Below are 17,973 nucleotides of genomic sequence, written 5' to 3'. Positions count from 1 at the left end.
GTGAGCTTATCTGCGGTAGATCTTTTGGAACAAACATGGGTGAAGAAAACATCAGAAAAAACTCCCTTTTTAATGAAGATAGAGGCTGCAAATCCCAATGTTCTTGAGATTTTTGAAGGCGATAGCTTAAATGAAGTTTCTTCGGCCAGGGAGCTGGAGCGGCAATGCGAGCAATTAGGAACTCAATGTTTCATTTTGCCCTACTCTGCGGTAAAGCAGGCGGGAGGCTGTGCGGTCGACGATGAATTATATCCATCTTTCTTTACGGTTAATAGTCAACTTTCTATAGAAATTACTGATCAAGACCGCTATAGGGCGCTTCAGATCTCTCAAACTTCTAATTCCAAGGTTAAGTTCGCGTCCCGGGAATCCGACGAAGATTATGCTGAATTGATTCATTACGCAAAGGAAACTCTTATCCAATCTGGTGAAGGATGCAACTTTGTTTTTCGTCGTGACTATGACGCCGTTTTTCCGCAGGACAGGGCGATTTCAGAAGCAGCTTTTACTTGTTTCTTAAGTGTCTTTGCATCTAATAGTGTGCCGTATTGGAACTTTGCTTGGTTCGACGGTGAAATGTTTGTTATTGGATCTAGCCCCGAATCAGTTATTTCTCTTTCGGGAGGAATAGTAAAGATGACCCCCATATCGGGGACGTTTAGGAAGGAAGATGATAGACGAACTCTTGAAGATTTCTTGAATGATGAAAAAGAAATCTTCGAACTCGACATGGTTCTAGATGAAGAGTTAAAAATCATGTCGAAGCTTTGTGAGTCTGAAATCACTGTAGAAGGGCCCAACCTAATTGATTCGGGCCGTGTATTACATACCGGATTTACGGTTAACGGAAAGCTGTCTACAAGTGTTGGACGGGCGCTGTTGTCTTCGCTTGGGCCGCCGACCGTTGTGGGTAGCCCACTATCGACTGCTCAAAAGCATGTAATTTTAAGAGAAAAAGATAGTAGGGGTTTTTATGCAGGTACGTGCGGAATTATTCACAACTCACGGGAGTCTGAAACACGATTAGAAAGCGCTCTCATAATACGATGCCTTGAGCTTGGAATAAGTAGCAATATTGGAAAAATTAGAGCAGGTGCAACGATTGTTCGTGATTCTAACACTGTAGAGGAGCTATCCGAAGTTGCTGCTAAGGCGGTGTCCACCGCTGAGAGTGTAGGTATTTCTTCGTCTAATACTTGCGATATAGAAACAGTACAGCGAGTATCGGAGACTGGTGAACTTATTAACCAAAGACCAGTGGTGTATTCCGCTGAAGTAAAGAGCATTCTATCAAAACGATCGAAGCGGCTTCCTTCGATCTGGAGAGGGAAGCCAACCTGTAGTTTCCGGCACGATCTATCAGCCGAGGGGCAGAATATCATCTTGGTAGAGTGCGGCGATGATTTTATTTGGATGATTGCGTACATCTTGAGAAAAATGGTTATAACACATCTGTCGTAAATTGGAAATCCAATATTTCGTTGTTGCAAGGGAAAGATTGCTTAGTTTTAGGGCCTGGCCCCGGAGATCCGAGACTGAATGATGAACGTGCTGAGGCAATTCGTATGTGGGAGTCTGGCGCTAGGGAACTGAACATAGGTACTATCGCGGTCTGTCTGAGTCATCAAATTTTATCTAAATCACTTGGCTACTCACTGAAACAAATCCCAGGCTCTGTATCTCAAGGAAAACAACGCGAGTTTCAATTGGGAGTTAATCGAAAGCAGAAGTTCGCAGCTTACAATAGTTATCAAGTAGTTTGCGATGGGTTTTTGAAACCACTTGATTACATTAAAGGTTTGGGGTTTCGCTCTTTTCAATTTCATCCCGAATCAATATTAAGCGAATCGGGAGAAGAGTTCCTATTGAAAGAAGTCGCAGAAGTAATAAGAGAGGCTTCGGATTTTTCTCAAATAGAGCGCGCCTTGAGAATTACTCTTTGGAAAGTGACCGAAGACGAACTTCCAAAATTAGATCACCAAACACGAATGCAGGCGCGGTTGTGGTGGTTTGTTGAAGGATTATTTCGAAAAACGTGGATCATCTCCGATGATAAAAAATATTGGGGTGCTATTACTGAAACGTCTAGACGAGCGAAAATCGATTACTCGCTTCTTATTAACGTAGGTAAACAAATTATTGGACGTAATCCTGATATTGACACCACGTTTGAGGTCAGTCAGTACGTTGAACCAAAGGGGAGTTATGTCTCGTAGTGCTTATGTGCACATGGTTGGAGCTTTCTCCACCCATGAAGGCCAGGGGAATCCCGTTTACGTGGTATATGACATGGGAAATTGGGAAGCTGATGAGCGACAGAAATTTACTTCTTTTGCGAATTTGTCGGAATGCGTTTTTGTGCAGTCTGTCAAACGGACGAGCATAGATGAACCAACCGTTGAGATTCAAATTTTTAATCCAAACGGGGCAATGAAATTCGCTGGACATCCGATTATCGGCGCAATCCGATCGCTATACGACAAACTGGGTATCGATTCTGGGGTGATAAACACCGGCTCGGTAACCGCTGCGTTTCGCTCAAAAGATTCGGTTGATGGTCGAATATCAGAGTTAGAAGTCCCTGATCCTCAATCAAGTATCTATGACCGGAGCTTTGATCTTTGCGATCTATATGGTGTTGCTGCTCGAGCTTTACCAATTTATAATTGTGGACCTCGCCATGTTTTGCTGCGTATGCCCGACAACCGAAGTCTTGCCTCTTTCGATCCTCAGTGGGAGCGTCTAAAAACGTTTAACGATATAGCTCTTAACGTTTATTCTGTGGGAGCCACAGGCGTAGAAAATAGGATGTTTAGCCCCTCCTATGGAGTGTATGAAGATCGGGCTACCGGATCAGCAGTTATTCCCCTTCTGAAAGAAATTAGAAAGACTAACTCATCAATTGAAACTATTCGGGTTACACAAGGGACAAACAGAAAAGCAGGTGTGCTGATGTACGGGAGATACCTTCCTCAACAAGAAAAGTATATTCTTTCTGGTTTAACCAATTCTGTGATGGCAGGAGAGGCTCTACCATAAACATGAATAAAATGAATAATGGTGAAGCGGTAGACTTTAGTGAAAAAGTCTCATTGATTTCAGAAATGGAAAGTATTCCTGACGATCCTTGGTCTATCATCGACAGTTGGGTTCCTGTTAAAGAAAACTCTACTGAGAGATCGTGCGTTGGAACACTAGCGACAGCTGACAGTAAAAATACTGTCTCATCGAGGTCAATGAACATTAGGTTTCTTAAAAAACAGATTTTTTTGGCAACCCACCGCGGAAGTAAAAAATGGCGGGGCGATCTGAACAAACAATCTGCTTCATGGCACGTCTATTGGCCCAAAAAGCGTAGACAAATAGACATTCGCGGACAGCTTATCGAAGCCGCTCCCTCATTGGCGGAAAAATGGTGGAATGAACGGCCCGCTAAAATGGATCTCGTTTCTACTTTGTCTTTTCAGAGTCAAGTTGCTTCATATGCTGATATCAAGGAGATTAAAAGACAGACGCGCATCGCCATTAATGACTCTGCACTGGGTGAAAAGCTTCCTAAACCAAAAGCTTTTATTGTTCTCCAGTTGATTCCATCCGAAATTGAATTTTGGGAAGGGTCTTTTGATCGTGTGCACAATCGCTATATCTTCGAAAATGACAAAGGAACGGAATGGAAAAGGAGCTTGCTTTTCCCATGAGTGAACCAAGAGATTTCATCGACGAGCTTTTTTCAAATTATCTCTGTACTTCCCGGGAAAAACCCACCATATTTTCTGAAACTGGGGAACTAACCAGATCACAGCTAGAGGAACTCGTTGTAAGATGCGAAGACGTGGTTCAGGCTGTGGGACTTACTTCAAGAGGATTTATTGTTCTACATGGAGAAAATTCTCCAACTCAGCTCGCATGGGTATTTGCCGCTATTTTGACTCGAATTCCTTTCTGTTTTGAGTCAGACGAAAATTGTAGCCTTTCGTCCACTCTTTTGTCTTATGGTGATGTATTAAAAGTCGATACCGATTCGTTTACTTACACTGTTTCCCGAGCAAGAGATGAAGCAAAAGAGTTCCCTTCCCAATCACAATTGGCGTACATCGTAAGTACATCTGGTTCAACTGGAAAGCCCAAAATAATTCCGATTTCTCGCTCCAACATGCAGGCTTTCCTTGAAGCAATCAAAGGTTTTTGGTCATTTTCTTCGGAGGAAACTTGGCTATGGGAACATCGATTATCTTTCGACGCAGCTCTCCTTGAGATTTTTGGGGCAATCGCATTTGGCGCTAATCTAAACATAGCTCCTTATTCTGTAGCGGATTGGGGGGACCGTGAAATTTGTTTTTTAAAAGATCACCCGTCACAGATAATCATGCTTACCCCCTCTGAGCTGAAAAGCCTTGCTCGTTTAGGGGAAAATGCAACTCAAGAGGTATTGACTGATGTAAAGTCATTAATTTTTTGTGGTGAAAGACTCGGATGGGATTCACTGCGTTGCCTTCCCGAGCGGGTTTCTCCTAGCCGAGTTCGCTTGTATAACGTGTACGGACCCTCAGAGACAACAATTATCGTTTCCATTTATCAGCTAAGTGAGCAAGATTGCCGACTTGCATCAGTTCCGTTGGGTGAGCCTATCGGTGAAGCTTCTTTTCGTATCGACGAACAAACCGGAGAGTTATTTATATCCGGACCTTCAGTTTTTGCAGGCTATTTAGGGGTGGAGAAAGAGTGGGACCAAGAATATGCTACTGGAGACATCGTAGAAAGGGAGGAAGACGGGTGTCTTATCTTTAAGGGTCGAATTTCAGGATACCTAAATGTAAATGGCAAACGAGTTGATCCCCATCCCACCATAGAGGCGCTTTGTAGTTTACCAGAAGTATTAGACGCCTATATATGGGCGAGAAACGTTCCCCCTTTTGACCAGATTATTGCCGCTGTTAAGGTAGACGAAAAAAATCCAATATCCAAACGAAGCCTTCGCTCAGCTATTAAAGAATCTGACTCAAAAGCGGTTCCCACGAAGTTTTGCTTAGTTTCTGCAGGTGAATGGCCTATCACAAAGCGTGGAAAATTGGACTCTCAAGCACTGATTCAAAAAATAGAAAAGGACATTGATCATGAGCGAAATTGACGAAGGTAAACAGTTCATTTTGTCCACCCTTTCTCGAATGTTTGACGAAGAAGTAAGTACTGATGATATGTTCATTGATTTGGGAGGAAATTCCATTATGGCTCTTTCCTTGAGGGATGAGCTCTTAAAAAATGGCATGAGCGTTTCGGTCAATGAAATACTGGGGGAACCAGTAGGAAGTTGGGGGGAGAATTTATGATTGATTTAGTAGATGCTTCGTATTTGACAGGTGAAGAGCATTATTTAGAAGATGTAAACCACCCCCTACCTGGACAGATTAAGGCTGTCCGGTCAGCAGGATACTCACGTTTCTATGTCTACGAGAACTCCCTTCGTGAAATGGGAGGAGAAGTCGCCCGCCAGGCTCTTATGAAAACAGGACTAGACGCGAGCGATATTGATTTTATTGTTGCTGCTCATACTAGTGTTGCCGATTATCCGAGCATCGACTTCGCTTGCCAGGTCGGAGCTGAATTAGGAATACACAAGGTAAAAACGCGAAACGTTCTCGAAGGGTGTGGAACCGCGATTACAGCATTTGATGCTGCAGAGCAATTTATTTCTGCAAACCCTGAGTCGATGGGAATAGTTGTTCAAGCGCAACGTGTTTCAGATGTACATCACGATAGATTTTCACTCTTGAATGGGATATTGAGTGACGCGGCGGTTGCCACGATCGTGACCGCGGCCCGTCCTGGAAACCGCTATCTTCTAAGGACTGGTGCATTTGAGGAGATATCTGTTCCTTACTTCGTCGATATGATGCGTATGGAGTTCGGAGGTGCACTCCACCCAGAGATTCCTTCTAACGACGATCCTCAATACTATAAACCGGGAAGAGAACGTTTACAGGATATATACAAAATGTCCTCTGCGGAGTTATTAGATTTTCTAGCACTACGAAACTCCACTATGACAGAAGTTATTGAGTCTGTCTCTCTTAAGACGGGCTGGAAAGAGCCGGCAAATTGGCTGTTGCATACGCTAGAAGGGGAGCAATCGGTTCAAGCAATTGCTAGCGCGGCGAAGATCAAAAACAGCAATTCTGGGTTAGTTTCAAATCACGGTCATTGCGGCTGTGCGGATCCAATATTATCTCTTATTGATCTTGCTGGCACAGGTTCCCTCAAGAAGGGAGATCGAGTTATTCTTTCGACCATTTCCAGTGGCATGAAGTGGGCCGCTTTAAGTGGCGTAGCAGGGGAACATTTAAAAAATGGGTAGCAGTTACGAGAACCATATTCACCAGCTTATTGAGTGGCACCTATCAGATACTACGGGATCGAAATATTGGATCAACCGTAGAGAATCCGGGTGGACCAAAGAAGTCGTAGAAAGATGGTTTTTAGAAGGAATCCCTCCTCACAACCATCGTCTCTTAGAGCATGATCTGCGCAACTTGTCTGTCGAACTTTTTATCCCTAAAGGGGTGAATAAAGAAGAGATCGTCGGTGTATTCGAATCGGGTGGAACGACTGGGGAACCCAAACGGGTAGTTTTGGGCTTCCCTTGGATGCATGAACTCTTAGAGTGGTCCGCGGTAAAAATGATTGAGTGGGGCCATACTCCAGGAAGGAACTGGTTGGTTGCTGTCCCTACGGGCCCTCATGTGGTCGGCGAACTCTCCGTGAATGCCGCACGCAAGGAAGGGGCGTTTGCTTTTCGAATTGACGTCGATCCTCGGTGGGCAAAAAATACCGATAATAATAGCGAGATAGCTCATAGGTACTCAATGCATCTTGTGGAACAAATGCGTAGTGTTTTACTCACCCAAAATATTGGGTGTCTAGTTTCCACACCCCCGATTTTGCTAGCGCTGACAAGAGATAGTTCACTAGTAGATTTAATAAATGAAAACAATATAACTATACGGTGGGGAGGTCTCCCATTCGATCGTCAATCCGAAAAGTTCTTGAAGGAAAGAGTATTTCCCCACGTACCGTTCTTTGGTGTTCTGGGAAATACTATGACCCTAGGGTTTGGTATTGAAACTGACCGGTTAGCCGACAAGAGCAACCCATTCACGCTTTGCTCACCAGTCAACAAAGCGTTTATTTATGATACAAAAAAGGACCTCTTCGCCACTTCGGGGGTCGGAGAGATTGCCTATTCGCACGCGTCGAAAACACACCTTTACCCCCCCTCTTTAGATAGAGACTCAGGTCGGGTAACTGCGGGTAAAGATGTATATTTGAAGCAGAAATTTTTACAGAAAGAGGGGGTCTACGATGGAGTGTACTAATTTTTTTAAATCGCCTGTCCCCCCTTTAATCCATGGAAAATTTGATAGTGACGACACTCGAGAAACGCAATATTTGGATGAAGAAAAAAATATATGCGTGCAAAAAGTCTCTACCGCGGAGCTAAATTTCCGAAGAGACATATTTTCCGGAAACCGAGGTTCGAACTTCCGGATCAGTGATGAAGTGTTAGCAAAAGCTGCTGAGAACTTTTTATACGGATCAATACTAGGACAAAGTTTTGAAGAGTACTGTGAGGCAGTCTCGAAAACATCTCGAATATCTATAAACACTGCAAAATCTGCCGCCAAAAATCTGGTAGAGTCTCTTAAGTATATTTCAAAACGAGCGCAAAGCAGCCGACGGAAAAACAGTTTCTTTTTTGATGACTTAAACGCGGTATGTCCACCTAAATACGGAACTATCCAGGTCTGCAGAGGAAAAAACTTATCAGTTTCGCTTCCTGGAAACAGTCCCGGTCCGAATAGCGTTTGGTTAGAGGCTCTGCTCTATGGCTACGAGGTGATTATTCGACCTTCATTTCGCGACATATTTACTCCAATACGACTTGCAATGTCTCTGATTAACTCAGGACTTCCACATTCGTTGATATCAGTAGTATGTTGCGACTATTTAGCCCATGATACTTTAATTGAAAACGCCGACCTATCGCTCGTTTTTGGAGGACAGAAGCTGGAGCTTAAATACCAAAACGATCCCAATGTGAAAGTGTACGGTCCAGGAAGATCCGTCACAGTACTCGATCCTTATATTTATAACTTGAAAGTACGGCGTGAAATTATTGATTCTGTCATCGGATCTGGGGGTGTAGCTTGCTTCAATACATCGCTTTTACTCCTAACGCGTCCTTTTGATGATTTCGAGAAAATATTTGTATGCGACCTGGTATCTGCGACGAAGCAAAGACAATTTATCGGCCAAGATGATAGGCCTATTTTCTCCAGGGAAGGCTATCAGCAACTGAAAAACCGCTTATTGACTGAAGCTGGAATCGAAATAGTTTACGACGGTAGCAGCCCGGTGAACGAAACAAAAATTCAGGCGGGCCCACTCGTTTATAAGAGGACGGATACCCCGAACGGAAAGGATATATTCGAATTTCCATTTCCTGCTGTAGAAATTTCGTCTCTTCATAAAACCAATATTGAGAATGTGGTTAATAGATCGCTTTCCACCGCTGTCTATTCGGATGATTCGGACCTGCTCTATCAGGTTTTCCATTCGCGCTCAGGTGGTCGCGTTTTGATAAACACCAATAGTGCTACTAAGTTTGATAGACTTCCTCATGATGGCCATTTGAGCGACTTTTTGTTGACAGAGAGACCATTCGTCAAAATGTAGGATTGATTTGAATTTCCGCTTTAGAAAGGATAGAGCTATGGAAAATAGGCAAATTGTATTCATTGTCTACGTATCAGACGTTGAATCATCGGTGAAATTCTATACTGAGTTACTGGATCTAAAGGTTGCTTTTGAATCGCCCCGTTATGTCGCCATGAATCTCGGAGCAGGTGCGTACTTGGCGCTCTGGACAGGAAAGAAAGAGGAATTAGAAAAGGCTACTGGTCGAACCTCTGAGGTCTGTCTGAACCTTGCGGGAGGGGAAGAAGATATTCTCGCTACCTACGATTTGTGGCGCAGTAAGGGTGTATCTATCGCAGAAGAACCTCACCAAGATGTATTTGGAACAACCTTTATCGCTCTAGATCCAGATGGAAATCGAATTCGTGTTGCTCCGGTCGACTAGGTTTAAAAAGTGCATTTCTCGTTTCTAGAACCTACTGTAATGGTTTACAGTAGGTTCTAGAGAGACAGTTCCCCAGCGATATATTAGATTTATAGACTGGGGAACTTTTTACGATTACAAGCACGCTGGAGATAGTGGATTCGCCCTATGAAAGGCTTTCTAAACCTAGCGCTACACAAAATACATATTAGCTCACCCGCTTCAGTTTATTGGTCAAATCGGTAACAATTGCCGACAGTCTACGCTAATGGTGTAGCGCATTGCTTATTACTGCAAACAGAGACATCAGAGGTTTTGCGTTGGCGGACCCATTCAAAACAATATTTGAATAATTAGCAGGCAACCGACGCAGGAGCTTAGCAGCATAATTCATCTCTTTACTAGCCCCAAAGAGAGCCAATTCAAACACGTTACTTTAGCTACTCGCCAAGTACAATTATTTACACATAAGAACAGATAATGAAGCCATGAAACACTTTCGGTTAGGAAACTGAAGGGGATATAGGGAATAGCCCGCTAGGATCCCACTTTTTTCGTAACCGCACAAGGCGATTAAATGTGCTCTCTGGCCAGCACCTTTCGAAATCTTCGATCCTACGTCCAGACCACCAATTAATAAAATTCTCGGTACAAAGATAGGAATCAATTGCCTCCCGCAGGCTATCGAATGCCTGCGGGAGAGCCTTTTCAAAAAGACAGGGATCCGGCTTACCTACTACACAAAGAGAATACTCGCCGCTGCGACCACTAACCGCAGATCCCTCTGGCACATCGATGTGGGTGGCTGCACCCAAATGACGAATCTCTACCATTAAGAATGGTGACTTCCGGCCACTTCCCACTTGCTTGAGGAGCTCAGTAGCAAAAGTATCATCAACCGCATCAAGCAACATTCCATCAGTCCAACACATGGTAGGAGCAGTTGGATCGTTGTGGACAAGGTCCAGCCTACTTCCTGGCAGTTCCTTTAATTCGCCAAACACCGGCTCAGCAACTTTGAAAAAGGGGGCCGCAAAAACCCGGCCCATCTCAGCCCCTCCAGGATAAGCAAACCGAAGCATCAATAAGGTCTTCCCGCGGGTAGCTTCTGGCAATCTGCAATCCGCGGGGAAGCGCATTATTGCTACACTCGTAGTCACTGTTTTAGGTGCATCATGGGTCCAATCCACCCATTTGCGCAATGCCATATTAATATCTTCCTCCGCAAAGGCAATACACCCACCGTAGAAGGTATTAAGATTAATTAGCTTTACCCTCGTCTCAACAATGACACCAAGTCCCCCCTTACCCCCACGTAATGCCCAGAATAGTTCAGAGTTGTTCTCTTTGCTAGCACTGACCTCTTCACCATTGAACAAAACCATACGAAAACTGATAACATAATCACTACAAAAGCCATGACTACGGGCTAGGGGGCCGATACCTCCCCCCAAAACTAACCCTGTAAACCCAACACTGCTAGACCCGCCAGCCACAGGCGCAAGGCCGAACGGTGCCGCCGCACGCGCTACATCACCTGCTCGGGCACCCCCACCCACAATGGCCGTACAGGTAGATTCGTCTACTGCAACTGAGTTAAGTCGAGTAACGGTGATAACCATTCCTTCATTAATCGGTTGTTGAGCTTCGTGCCCAGTAGCCAGCACGGTGACCGGAAGGTGATGTTTAAATGCATATCGAACAGCAATTTGCACATCTTCGACCGAGGTAGCACCAATTACAAGTTCAGGATTGTGCTTAACTGCCAGATTGTATCCTTGTAACTCTTTGAAAAAACCAGGGTCATCCCGCCGCATAACTGGTCCATCGATAGCGGCGCAAAGTTCAGCAATGGTCATAGGCTCCCTTTCTATTAATGCATATACAGGTTATTTAATCGGCAGTATTTCCATTTAAGGTTGGCGGAAATTAGAATGACACTTATTATAGTTGGTCGAAGAGATAAATCCCTTTTGTATACAAGAGCTAATTCACAAGTTACATACCGTTGAACGCGAGATCACCAAGGTGCAGTCTGATCAGGAGAACGGTGAGGGTGTCAGGTCCTTTGTGATTGAGAGTTACACCCTCAATCACAAAGGAGCGTGCGCAACAATGACTGCCTAAGTCCCAGAAGAAGCATGACGACGCTAATGAGCTGGAGCGTGGTTCGCTGCAGGCTACGATCAATTCGGGCTTGAATGCGGAAATGGATGCCCGTCTAGGCTACGAGCATGGTGACCGGGCAACAAAGAATGCCGCTGGCCAAGCTAATAGTCGCAATGGTTCCTATCCCAATACCGTGGATTCGGCCTACGGCCCGGTTGATATCACTGTTCCGCGTGATAGGGCTGGCATGTATATGCCGTGCATGGTTCCTAAAGGAAGCCGGCGGCTGACTGATCTTGATGACATGATCATTAGCTTGTATGCCGGCGGAATGACTGTGCGCGATATCGAGCACCATCTGGCTACGACCATTGGGGTCAACCTGTCACCAGATACCATCAGCGCGGCTACTGATGCGGTTCTTGATGAAGCCATTGCCTGGCAGACCAGGCAACTCGATGAGTTCTACCCAGTAGTCTTCCTGGATGCACTGCGCCTGAAAATCCGCGACAACGGGCGCGTGGTCAACAAGGCGGTCTACATGACCGTTGGAGTAGACATGGAAGGCATCAAACACATTCTCTGAAGTGTCCCAGGTTTTGTTCCGTTTGAGTAGATGGGAAAATTTGGAACATGCCGAAGAAGTTTGATCAGGAGGCGAAGGACCGTGTGGTCCGCCTTGTTGAAGATCGCTTTTTGGCGGAGAGCATTTCGACGCAGGAAGCGCGCAGGATCGTGGTGCCCAAAGCTGGGTGTGTCGTGGCATACGGCGAGGCAATGGACACAAGCCCGCTCGACGTGAGGGAGGCGTTAGTGAACGGTTGCCTCAGGACCTTGCTGCAGAAAACGCACGGTTGCGTCGATAAAATCACCAGCTGCGGGACGCCAATGAGTTGTTGAAGGCTGCTTCGGCTTTTTGCGTCGGAACCAGGCCCGAACGTTAAGAAATGATCCGGTTTATCGATGAGTCCCGGAGTATTTTTCTGTCGAGTTTATCTGCCAGACGTTAAACACCCACCGTGAAGGCGGCTTTTTACTTCGCGTGGGTACCGCCAGTCTAAAGCCCGGGGCTTAAGTGCCCGCAGTCTTCGCGACGCTGCTCTCGTGGCTTCTCCAAGAAGATTCGACCAATTACCTAATGTGAGTTGGGCTATTACATCATCATGGCTGAGCGGAGCGTTCTTGCGCGCGTGTCCATTGCGGCGACGCTGAGATTCTTTCCGAGCCCATTTTCTAGCCTGTCCCATTGGCCCTTTGAACATGTCGTATAAAAGCTGTGCTGATTGGTGTTCAAGGGACCAGTCTCTGGAGCCTTTTTCCTTATCGTTCCAATCTTGAAGTGCGTTGTTCATAGCGTTGCGTGTTAGAACCTCAAAGTAAGACAGCTGAGAGTGTAAAGCCCCCGCCAGTCGAGTATTCCAGCGGTACAGTGCTACGGCCTTTTCTATATCTTTTCCTGCGGCCATGTAGTACGTTTCGAAACGAGCAGCTCCAAGCATTGTGTCCAGTTCACTTTTGGTCTTCATGAGGTTAATGCTATACTCAGAATCGTGAGCGTCTATGTAGATTGGCGCACCATACCCCACGACCCCAAGCGCAAGGCTTGGGGTCGTTGTTTTACCCCTCGGTAAACCCAGGCTCTGCTATGACGCCTAACAGCCGAGAGCAGCTATCCTCAACTCGAGACCGCGGAGCCAGCTATAGTTAAGCCTGTTTATTTTTTGCTTTTTTATCAACGTAGGCAATGAACTTTTTGAGTAGGTCTTCCCCTTTCTCATAGGCTTCAAGGGTTGTTTTACGGTTGATTGGATAGATTTCCGGATACTGCTTTTCCAGTGTTTTCTTTGCTACCTTACCGGAGCGAGGATTGTTTACCTGCAGCTTTTGCTGGATGTATCCTAACGCTTGACAGTTGTAATAGCGGCGACCATACAGTTCGAGACCTTTTCCAGTCCATTCTTTCGGCACGAGTAGGATTGGATGCCCACCGGCAGAGGGAAGATTCGCCGTACGCTCTACCCACTGGCTGGCCGTTAGATCCCATACTTGCAGTGTATGAGTTTCAAGGTGGTGACCGTTTGTAGAAAATTGGGAGTATTGCTGCATCATTTCTTCAGTGAAGTCGATGAGGTGGCCTCGGATGATCCCTGTGGTCATATCGGACATTCTGTCAGCGCCAAAGCCTTCAACAAATAGTGGAAGTGCTCCTAGCCATTGGAAGATGCCGACTGTTACCAGAGCTTTGAGGTCTCCGGTGATAGCTTTATCGATTTCATCTCGGAAATGGTTATGAACTCCATGCCCGTTATATCCGGGGTTAGCCATCCCCAATCGGGTTTCCCGAGGTTCATTAAGGTTGTCAAGCATACGGAGGCCAAGTTCCCGCTCTGCCCGATCATTACCGATTAGCCGTTGGCATAGCTGGGTTGAAAACCGACGAATCGTGTAATCGGTGGCCTGGGACAATGGGTCCCCTGCATTGGCTACGCGTGCTATTCGTTGTGGATCGAGAAAAAGCCGTGTGTCTTGGTTGATGTCTATATCGACAAAGGGAACGGGGGAGGGGAGATTAAAGTACTGGGTAAGACGCATGGTGCGCCCTCCTTTCGGATTATTAACGAAAGGACTATGGACCCCTTATTCACACATTAATGTTGTGGAACTACTAGACTCGTTAGTGCTTTCCCAAAGCGAGTCGGCCTAGTTAAAGGTCATAATCCTTATAGGTCGTAGGACCTTTCCTGTTGGTAGCAGGAAAGGTCCTTTACTTATCCTTCTTTCTCCTTGTCTTTAGACCTGTTACCGCGAATAGGGACAGCGGTCTTGAGATCAAGTAAGAGCATGCCATCGTCAGCTACCGGTTTTAGGCGACGACTGACGTCGGTATCAATGTTGTAAAACTCCGTAAATGCCGTTAAAGAGACGATGACTTGCCCGGTATTCTTGTTCGCCACACGAAATGCATAAGCGTGAAACTCTGAAGAAGGACGAAGCGCAATGATTTTCTCATCACTATCGTAAAGCAGCTCAACACTATCAGCGGAGTCAATAAGCGCATGCGCAGAAGCGTTTAGGGATAGAATCCCCTTTTTCTGCAAAGTTGCAGAGGGGGCGTGACCTAATGCCGATTTGCGCTTATCGAAGACTTCGAAAGCCATTTTACACTCCTTAAAACATTAAACTGCCTTACCGTCAATCGAGTATAGCACGAAACGGATAGTGGAACGGTTGAAAGTTTTCCCCATACTACGGATAGACGTTTCAACACTCTCATGACCGAAGGTAGGAAGTTTCCCGCGCGCTGCGACTCACATCTACAGGGAATAAAGAACGCGCCTTGACCACCCTCCCTATGCCCCCACAGGTGCCATAGGGCTGTATCAAAAAGGTCTTCTGAAATCCCGCCACTGCGCCAGAAAAGTGTTCCATCGACACATACTTCTAAAGCGGTAGGTTGATTGACCCGCCCATCTATTCAAGCATTCTCAATGCTGTAGAACCGACGGCCAGCCACAAACCTCATCGCCAACTAACCGTGCTTTACCGAAATGCCCCGTACGGGTACACCCTATTGTTACACCGGTGTGCGGCAGAATGTTTCCTGTAAAATAGGGCCACTCCTAGAATTGTTTTACACGTGTCTAGCGGGGTCTAGGCCTTATGTTTACAGAAAGTGGTGAGTGTGGTGTTATCGTCTGACGGTTTCCATATTGAAAGTCATATTGACTCTGTGCCCGCGTTGGCGCGGGTGAAAGATCTGCATGGTGGGTTGTCGTCGGGGCAGCAGGCGTTGGGCAGGATTGTACAAGCCTTGCTTGCTGACGCTGATGGTCTCGACGGTATTCAACTTTATGCCCTCTCGGACGCGATCGAGTCGTATCGTGATGCGGTCATAGAACAAGAGACTGTTTCCTTTAAACCTTCGCGGGGCGAAGACTAATGGTCAATGACTCCGGTTCGCGTGGGCAGCGGGTAGGCTATATCCGTGTCTCCACGGTGGAGCAAAATAATCAGCGCCAGAAAGAACTACTCAATGCTTCCGGCAGGATTGACCGGTTCTTTGAAGATAAGATTTCCGGCCGCACCAAGACTACCCGCCCAGGGCTTGTCGAATGCATGGCGTATGTGCGCGACGGTGACGAACTCGTCGTCTCGTCGATTGACCGCCTCGCCCGATCCCTAACGGATCTTCGCGGGATTGTTGATGAACTTACCGGCAAAGGTGTGACTGTTACTTTCCTGCATGAGAATCTCGCGTTTGCGAAAGACACCACAGATCCACGCGCGGATTTAATGCTCGGCATTTTAGGTTCGTTCGCGGAGTTTGAGCGAGCCATTATCCGCGAACGCCAAGCAGAGGGGATTGCATTGGCGAAAAAGGCCGGCAAGTACAAAGGCCGCAAACCCGCCCTACGCCCAGACCAGGTAGCGGAGATTAAGCGGCGCACACTGGCAGGGGAGTCAAAAGCAGCCTTGGCGCGAGAATTCGGAGTTACCCGCCCTACGGTGTATCGGGCGTTGAAAAACGCCTAGGATGACGCAGCCGTGAGGGCAAATATGCGCCCCCACAGTGCCTGCCGTATGGCAGGTCATATGCCTAAGCATATGACAAGGTATAAACTATAACATATGCTTTCGCATATGTCCTCATTTATGTAGTGCCACCTGCACGGTCGCGTACTTATCTCCAAGATATAGGCGCGGAAATTGATGAACCCAAGTACGGCCACGGGTAGCTCTGTGCGTGTTTGGGCTCGACCCCAAGCAATAATAGAAATCAAGGCAAATGCCTAGGAACAAAACTCGGGGCACTTCAGAAAGGTTACCGACGGTGGCCGTCCCGCTTCCCCAGGGCCCACAATCAGCAAGCGTTACACCACATTAAGGGACGCAACTTTAGAGTGTATCTAATTGGGGGTGAGTTAGGGCTACGTGGATAGTGGAAACAATCGGTTTTCTCGATTATTGCAGCTCAATGTTGATTTTTTCTATTAATGGAAGGTGAGGGTTCCCCTCATTTAGGAGTACTTAACTAGATACTTTTGAATGCGTTCATAACCATCGGGCTTTTCTTGTTAGTCTTTAGCTGGTTGTCCGTAAGAGCTTGAAATTTTATCTTCTTTTATGAAAGGTGGATTAGTCCGTTGAAATCTCTTGTTTCTCGATTCGTACCCGCCGCGACTATGGCGGCAGCTGCTCTCGTTGGGGTGGTTGCTGTAAACGGTCCAGCGTATGCTGCGGAATCGGTTTCTACCGAAGCTCCCGCATCTTCTGACCAGAAGGAGCGAGGTGATTTTTGGTTTGAATCAGTGGATGGGATTCGCAGCTTTAACGTTGATGGCAATGTCCTCGTTCCTAAAGTTCTTGATGGTGATCAAATCAAGATCGAAGGGGATATTATTAATACTTATGACGCACAGGGGAACCTCGTGGCGAGTATCAAAGCAGATCTTCCCGAGGGTGTTGTTCTGAAATACACCGACGGAGTAATTTACGCGGGTAGCGAGAGTGGACAAGCTGCGCGGTGCATCAGCAACAAGTGGGTAAGCTTGGGTATTAATGTCACTGCCGATGCATTGGTTTGTGCCCCGTTCGGCGCCGCTACTGGTACTCTCGGCGGTTGGGGATGCGGTGCTGCTGTAGCTTCAGGTATTACTGCAGCCAGCTGCTAGCGTATCGGTTCTGAGACACAGGATTAAAAGTATGGATAGAATATCTGGTAGGACTGTTGTAAAGACCCCGACGGGATTGCGGGTTCCTCTGTTTCTCTACGCAGTATCAATTGCGGTTTCAATTGCTGCTGGATCTGCTACTGCAATGTATAAATTGAGCTTCCCATGGTGGGTTTGGGCTGCAGAGACTTTGATCCTTCTACCTATCGTTTATGTGATTTCTCGGGATCTGACTACCGCTGATGGTTCCGAAGGCTATGTGGTCGTCAGCAAACCGAAGGTTATTGGATTCGCTACAATTTCAGCGATCGTGATTGTCCTGTTGATTATGCTTGCCGTACTATAAGGATATGCGACAGAAGGGGATGCGGAAAACTCTTCAAGATTTCGTCCGCATCCCCTTTTTGCTACTTAATTCCGCAAGTCCAAGGAAGTGCGACTCCAGCCACAGGTGGACACATTCCTATCTTGGCTATTGCGGGATCATTCAACGGAGATGTGAACGAACTCGAATTCGGGAATGTATCAGCTAACGCCGTAGGAGCAATAGCGGCTGATGCCAAGATGGTGGTTATCGCTACACCTAGACGATTGACTTTCTTCAAAATTTCTCTTTTCACTTTGAAAGTGACGTTGGTGGAAGTCGTGAATGCGCTATTAGGGAGAAATCATACCCTTAAGCACTGATCTTTAGAGTACAGAATTTTTTAAACGTCGACATTTAATGTGCCACAGTCTATTTACCTTGCAATGTAAAAGAACTGAAGGAATTTTTAATTTTAATTGCGAGGTTTTGGTGGCAACCAAATCTATTGATTTGGGCGGCAGCCCAACGAGCCGCAAGGCGAGGCGGGAGCATAAACCGTAACCCGTAGTGAACGGTTTTGTTGGTTGATCGGCTGGGGATATAGATCTACAGGGATATAGTTATAAGCCACCTGGGAAAACAGGTAAACTGAAGTGTCCCGGGTTTTGTTCCTAGGCATTTGCCTTGATTTCCATTATTTCTTGGGCCGGGTTGGTTTCCCAAAACTCTGACTCAACCTCAGCTGGCGTGCGATAGCCGAGACTTTGGTG

The 17,973-nt window shown here is 46.3% G+C and carries 18 protein-coding genes and 2 pseudogenes; 16 read left to right on the top strand and 4 right to left on the bottom strand.

Going from position 1 to position 17,973, the window contains the following annotated elements; all coding sequences use genetic code 11:
- The 10 genes from MHK05_RS02350 (at window position 1) to MHK05_RS02305 (ending at window position 9,136) form a co-directional block, all read left to right on the top strand.
- Entirely contained in the window at window positions 1-1,461 is a 1,461-nt protein-coding gene (locus MHK05_RS02350) for a chorismate-binding protein (protein ID WP_239204595.1), read from the top strand.
- Window positions 1,410-2,216, top strand: coding sequence for a glutamine amidotransferase-related protein (locus MHK05_RS02345; RefSeq protein ID WP_239204593.1), 807 nt, complete (start codon window positions 1,410-1,412; stop codon window positions 2,214-2,216). The genes MHK05_RS02350 and MHK05_RS02345 overlap by 52 nt, the downstream gene beginning before the upstream one ends.
- Entirely contained in the window at window positions 2,206-3,039 is an 834-nt protein-coding gene (locus MHK05_RS02340) for a PhzF family phenazine biosynthesis protein (protein WP_239204591.1), read from the top strand. The genes MHK05_RS02345 and MHK05_RS02340 overlap by 11 nt, the downstream gene beginning before the upstream one ends.
- Before the next feature lie 2 nt (window positions 3,040-3,041).
- Window positions 3,042-3,698: a pyridoxine 5'-phosphate oxidase C-terminal domain-containing protein gene (locus tag MHK05_RS02335; protein ID WP_239204589.1), complete on the top strand. Its 657-nt coding sequence runs from the start codon at window positions 3,042-3,044 to the stop codon at window positions 3,696-3,698.
- Entirely contained in the window at window positions 3,695-5,128 is a 1,434-nt protein-coding gene (locus tag MHK05_RS02330; RefSeq protein WP_239204587.1) for an AMP-binding protein, read from the top strand. Before MHK05_RS02335 ends, MHK05_RS02330 begins: the two co-directional genes overlap by 4 nt.
- Entirely contained in the window at window positions 5,115-5,327 is a 213-nt protein-coding gene (locus MHK05_RS02325) for a phosphopantetheine-binding protein (RefSeq protein WP_239204585.1), read from the top strand. The genes MHK05_RS02330 and MHK05_RS02325 overlap by 14 nt, the downstream gene beginning before the upstream one ends.
- Window positions 5,324-6,352: a 3-oxoacyl-[acyl-carrier-protein] synthase III C-terminal domain-containing protein gene (locus MHK05_RS02320; protein ID WP_239204583.1), complete on the top strand. Its 1,029-nt coding sequence runs from the start codon at window positions 5,324-5,326 to the stop codon at window positions 6,350-6,352. The genes MHK05_RS02325 and MHK05_RS02320 overlap by 4 nt, the downstream gene beginning before the upstream one ends.
- The gene (locus tag MHK05_RS02315) at window positions 6,345-7,370 is read left to right on the top strand and encodes a hypothetical protein (RefSeq protein WP_239204581.1); all 1,026 of its coding nucleotides are present in this window, start codon (window positions 6,345-6,347) and stop codon (window positions 7,368-7,370) included. The genes MHK05_RS02320 and MHK05_RS02315 overlap by 8 nt, the downstream gene beginning before the upstream one ends.
- A 97-nt stretch (window positions 7,371-7,467) precedes the next feature.
- Entirely contained in the window at window positions 7,468-8,730 is a 1,263-nt protein-coding gene (locus MHK05_RS02310) for an aldehyde dehydrogenase family protein (protein WP_239204579.1), read from the top strand.
- 37 nt (window positions 8,731-8,767) lie between these two features.
- A complete protein-coding gene (locus MHK05_RS02305; RefSeq protein WP_239204577.1) occupies window positions 8,768-9,136 on the top strand; it encodes a VOC family protein in 369 nt (122 codons plus the stop codon).
- A 482-nt stretch (window positions 9,137-9,618) separates the two neighbouring features.
- On the opposite strand, the gene MHK05_RS02300 is transcribed toward MHK05_RS02305, so the two are convergent.
- Window positions 9,619-10,974, bottom strand: coding sequence for an FAD-binding oxidoreductase (locus MHK05_RS02300; protein WP_239204575.1), 1,356 nt, complete (start codon window positions 10,972-10,974; stop codon window positions 9,619-9,621).
- Between the two features lie 284 nt (window positions 10,975-11,258).
- On the opposite strand from MHK05_RS02300, the pseudogene MHK05_RS02295 reads away from it, so the two are divergent.
- Window positions 11,259-11,807: pseudogene (locus MHK05_RS02295) on the top strand (IS256 family transposase); the annotation flags it as partial.
- 4 nt (window positions 11,808-11,811) lie between these two features.
- Window positions 11,812-12,026 (top strand): annotated as a pseudogene (locus tag MHK05_RS02290) (hypothetical protein).
- A gap of 190 nt (window positions 12,027-12,216) precedes the next feature.
- Here MHK05_RS02290 and MHK05_RS02285 read toward each other — a convergent pair.
- The 3 genes from MHK05_RS02285 to MHK05_RS02275 all read right to left on the bottom strand — a co-directional run bounded on the left by MHK05_RS02285 (window position 12,217) and on the right by MHK05_RS02275 (window position 14,382).
- The gene (locus tag MHK05_RS02285) at window positions 12,217-12,750 is read right to left on the bottom strand and encodes a hypothetical protein (RefSeq protein ID WP_239204573.1); all 534 of its coding nucleotides are present in this window, start codon (window positions 12,748-12,750) and stop codon (window positions 12,217-12,219) included.
- A 178-nt stretch (window positions 12,751-12,928) separates the two neighbouring features.
- On the bottom strand, window positions 12,929-13,816 hold the full coding sequence (locus tag MHK05_RS02280; protein WP_239204571.1) for a DUF8370 family protein: 888 nt from the start codon (window positions 13,814-13,816) through the stop codon (window positions 12,929-12,931).
- A gap of 176 nt (window positions 13,817-13,992) precedes the next feature.
- Window positions 13,993-14,382 (bottom strand): hypothetical protein, encoded by a 390-nt coding sequence (locus MHK05_RS02275; protein WP_239204569.1) that lies wholly within the window; start codon window positions 14,380-14,382, stop codon window positions 13,993-13,995.
- Between the two features lie 524 nt (window positions 14,383-14,906).
- Between MHK05_RS02275 and MHK05_RS02270 the strand changes: the two genes are divergently transcribed.
- From MHK05_RS02270 to MHK05_RS02255, 4 genes are all read left to right on the top strand, one after another.
- Window positions 14,907-15,164 (top strand): hypothetical protein, encoded by a 258-nt coding sequence (locus tag MHK05_RS02270; protein WP_239204567.1) that lies wholly within the window; start codon window positions 14,907-14,909, stop codon window positions 15,162-15,164.
- The gene (locus tag MHK05_RS02265; protein WP_239204565.1) at window positions 15,164-15,757 is read left to right on the top strand and encodes a recombinase family protein; all 594 of its coding nucleotides are present in this window, start codon (window positions 15,164-15,166) and stop codon (window positions 15,755-15,757) included. Before MHK05_RS02270 ends, MHK05_RS02265 begins: the two co-directional genes overlap by 1 nt.
- 611 nt (window positions 15,758-16,368) lie before the next feature.
- The gene (locus MHK05_RS02260) at window positions 16,369-16,896 is read left to right on the top strand and encodes a hypothetical protein (protein ID WP_239204563.1); all 528 of its coding nucleotides are present in this window, start codon (window positions 16,369-16,371) and stop codon (window positions 16,894-16,896) included.
- Between the two features lie 31 nt (window positions 16,897-16,927).
- Window positions 16,928-17,242 carry a hypothetical protein gene (locus tag MHK05_RS02255; protein WP_239204561.1) on the top strand — a complete coding sequence of 105 codons (315 nt, stop codon included), beginning with the start codon at window positions 16,928-16,930 and terminating at the stop codon, window positions 17,240-17,242.
- Window positions 17,243-17,973 lie beyond the last annotated feature (731 nt).

The sequence above is a fragment of the Corynebacterium nasorum genome, assembly GCF_022347325.1.
GTDB classification, from domain to species: domain Bacteria; phylum Actinomycetota; class Actinomycetes; order Mycobacteriales; family Mycobacteriaceae; genus Corynebacterium; species Corynebacterium kefirresidentii.
The sequence above is the reverse complement of the archived record's forward strand: the minus strand, read 5'-3'. Positions and strand labels throughout refer to the sequence as shown.

Excerpts from the sequence above, each read along its gene's own strand:
- MHK05_RS02340 (WP_239204591.1), top strand. The coding sequence starts at position 2,206 with ATGTCTCGTAGTGCTTATGTGCACATGGTTGGAGCTTTCTCCACCCAT.
- MHK05_RS02335 (WP_239204589.1), top strand. The coding sequence starts at position 3,042 with ATGAATAAAATGAATAATGGTGAAGCGGTAGACTTTAGTGAAAAAGTC.
- MHK05_RS02330 (WP_239204587.1), top strand. The coding sequence starts at position 3,695 with ATGAGTGAACCAAGAGATTTCATCGACGAGCTTTTTTCAAATTATCTC.
- MHK05_RS02325 (WP_239204585.1), top strand. The coding sequence starts at position 5,115 with ATGAGCGAAATTGACGAAGGTAAACAGTTCATTTTGTCCACCCTTTCT.
- MHK05_RS02320 (WP_239204583.1), top strand. The coding sequence starts at position 5,324 with ATGATTGATTTAGTAGATGCTTCGTATTTGACAGGTGAAGAGCATTAT.
- MHK05_RS02315 (WP_239204581.1), top strand. The coding sequence starts at position 6,345 with ATGGGTAGCAGTTACGAGAACCATATTCACCAGCTTATTGAGTGGCAC.
- MHK05_RS02305 (WP_239204577.1), top strand. The coding sequence starts at position 8,768 with ATGGAAAATAGGCAAATTGTATTCATTGTCTACGTATCAGACGTTGAA.
- MHK05_RS02300 (WP_239204575.1), bottom strand. The coding sequence starts at position 10,974 with ATGACCATTGCTGAACTTTGCGCCGCTATCGATGGACCAGTTATGCGG.
- MHK05_RS02285 (WP_239204573.1), bottom strand. The coding sequence starts at position 12,750 with ATGAAGACCAAAAGTGAACTGGACACAATGCTTGGAGCTGCTCGTTTC.
- MHK05_RS02280 (WP_239204571.1), bottom strand. The coding sequence starts at position 13,816 with ATGCGTCTTACCCAGTACTTTAATCTCCCCTCCCCCGTTCCCTTTGTC.
- MHK05_RS02275 (WP_239204569.1), bottom strand. The coding sequence starts at position 14,382 with ATGGCTTTCGAAGTCTTCGATAAGCGCAAATCGGCATTAGGTCACGCC.
- MHK05_RS02265 (WP_239204565.1), top strand. The coding sequence starts at position 15,164 with ATGGTCAATGACTCCGGTTCGCGTGGGCAGCGGGTAGGCTATATCCGT.
- MHK05_RS02255 (WP_239204561.1), top strand. The coding sequence starts at position 16,928 with ATGGATAGAATATCTGGTAGGACTGTTGTAAAGACCCCGACGGGATTG.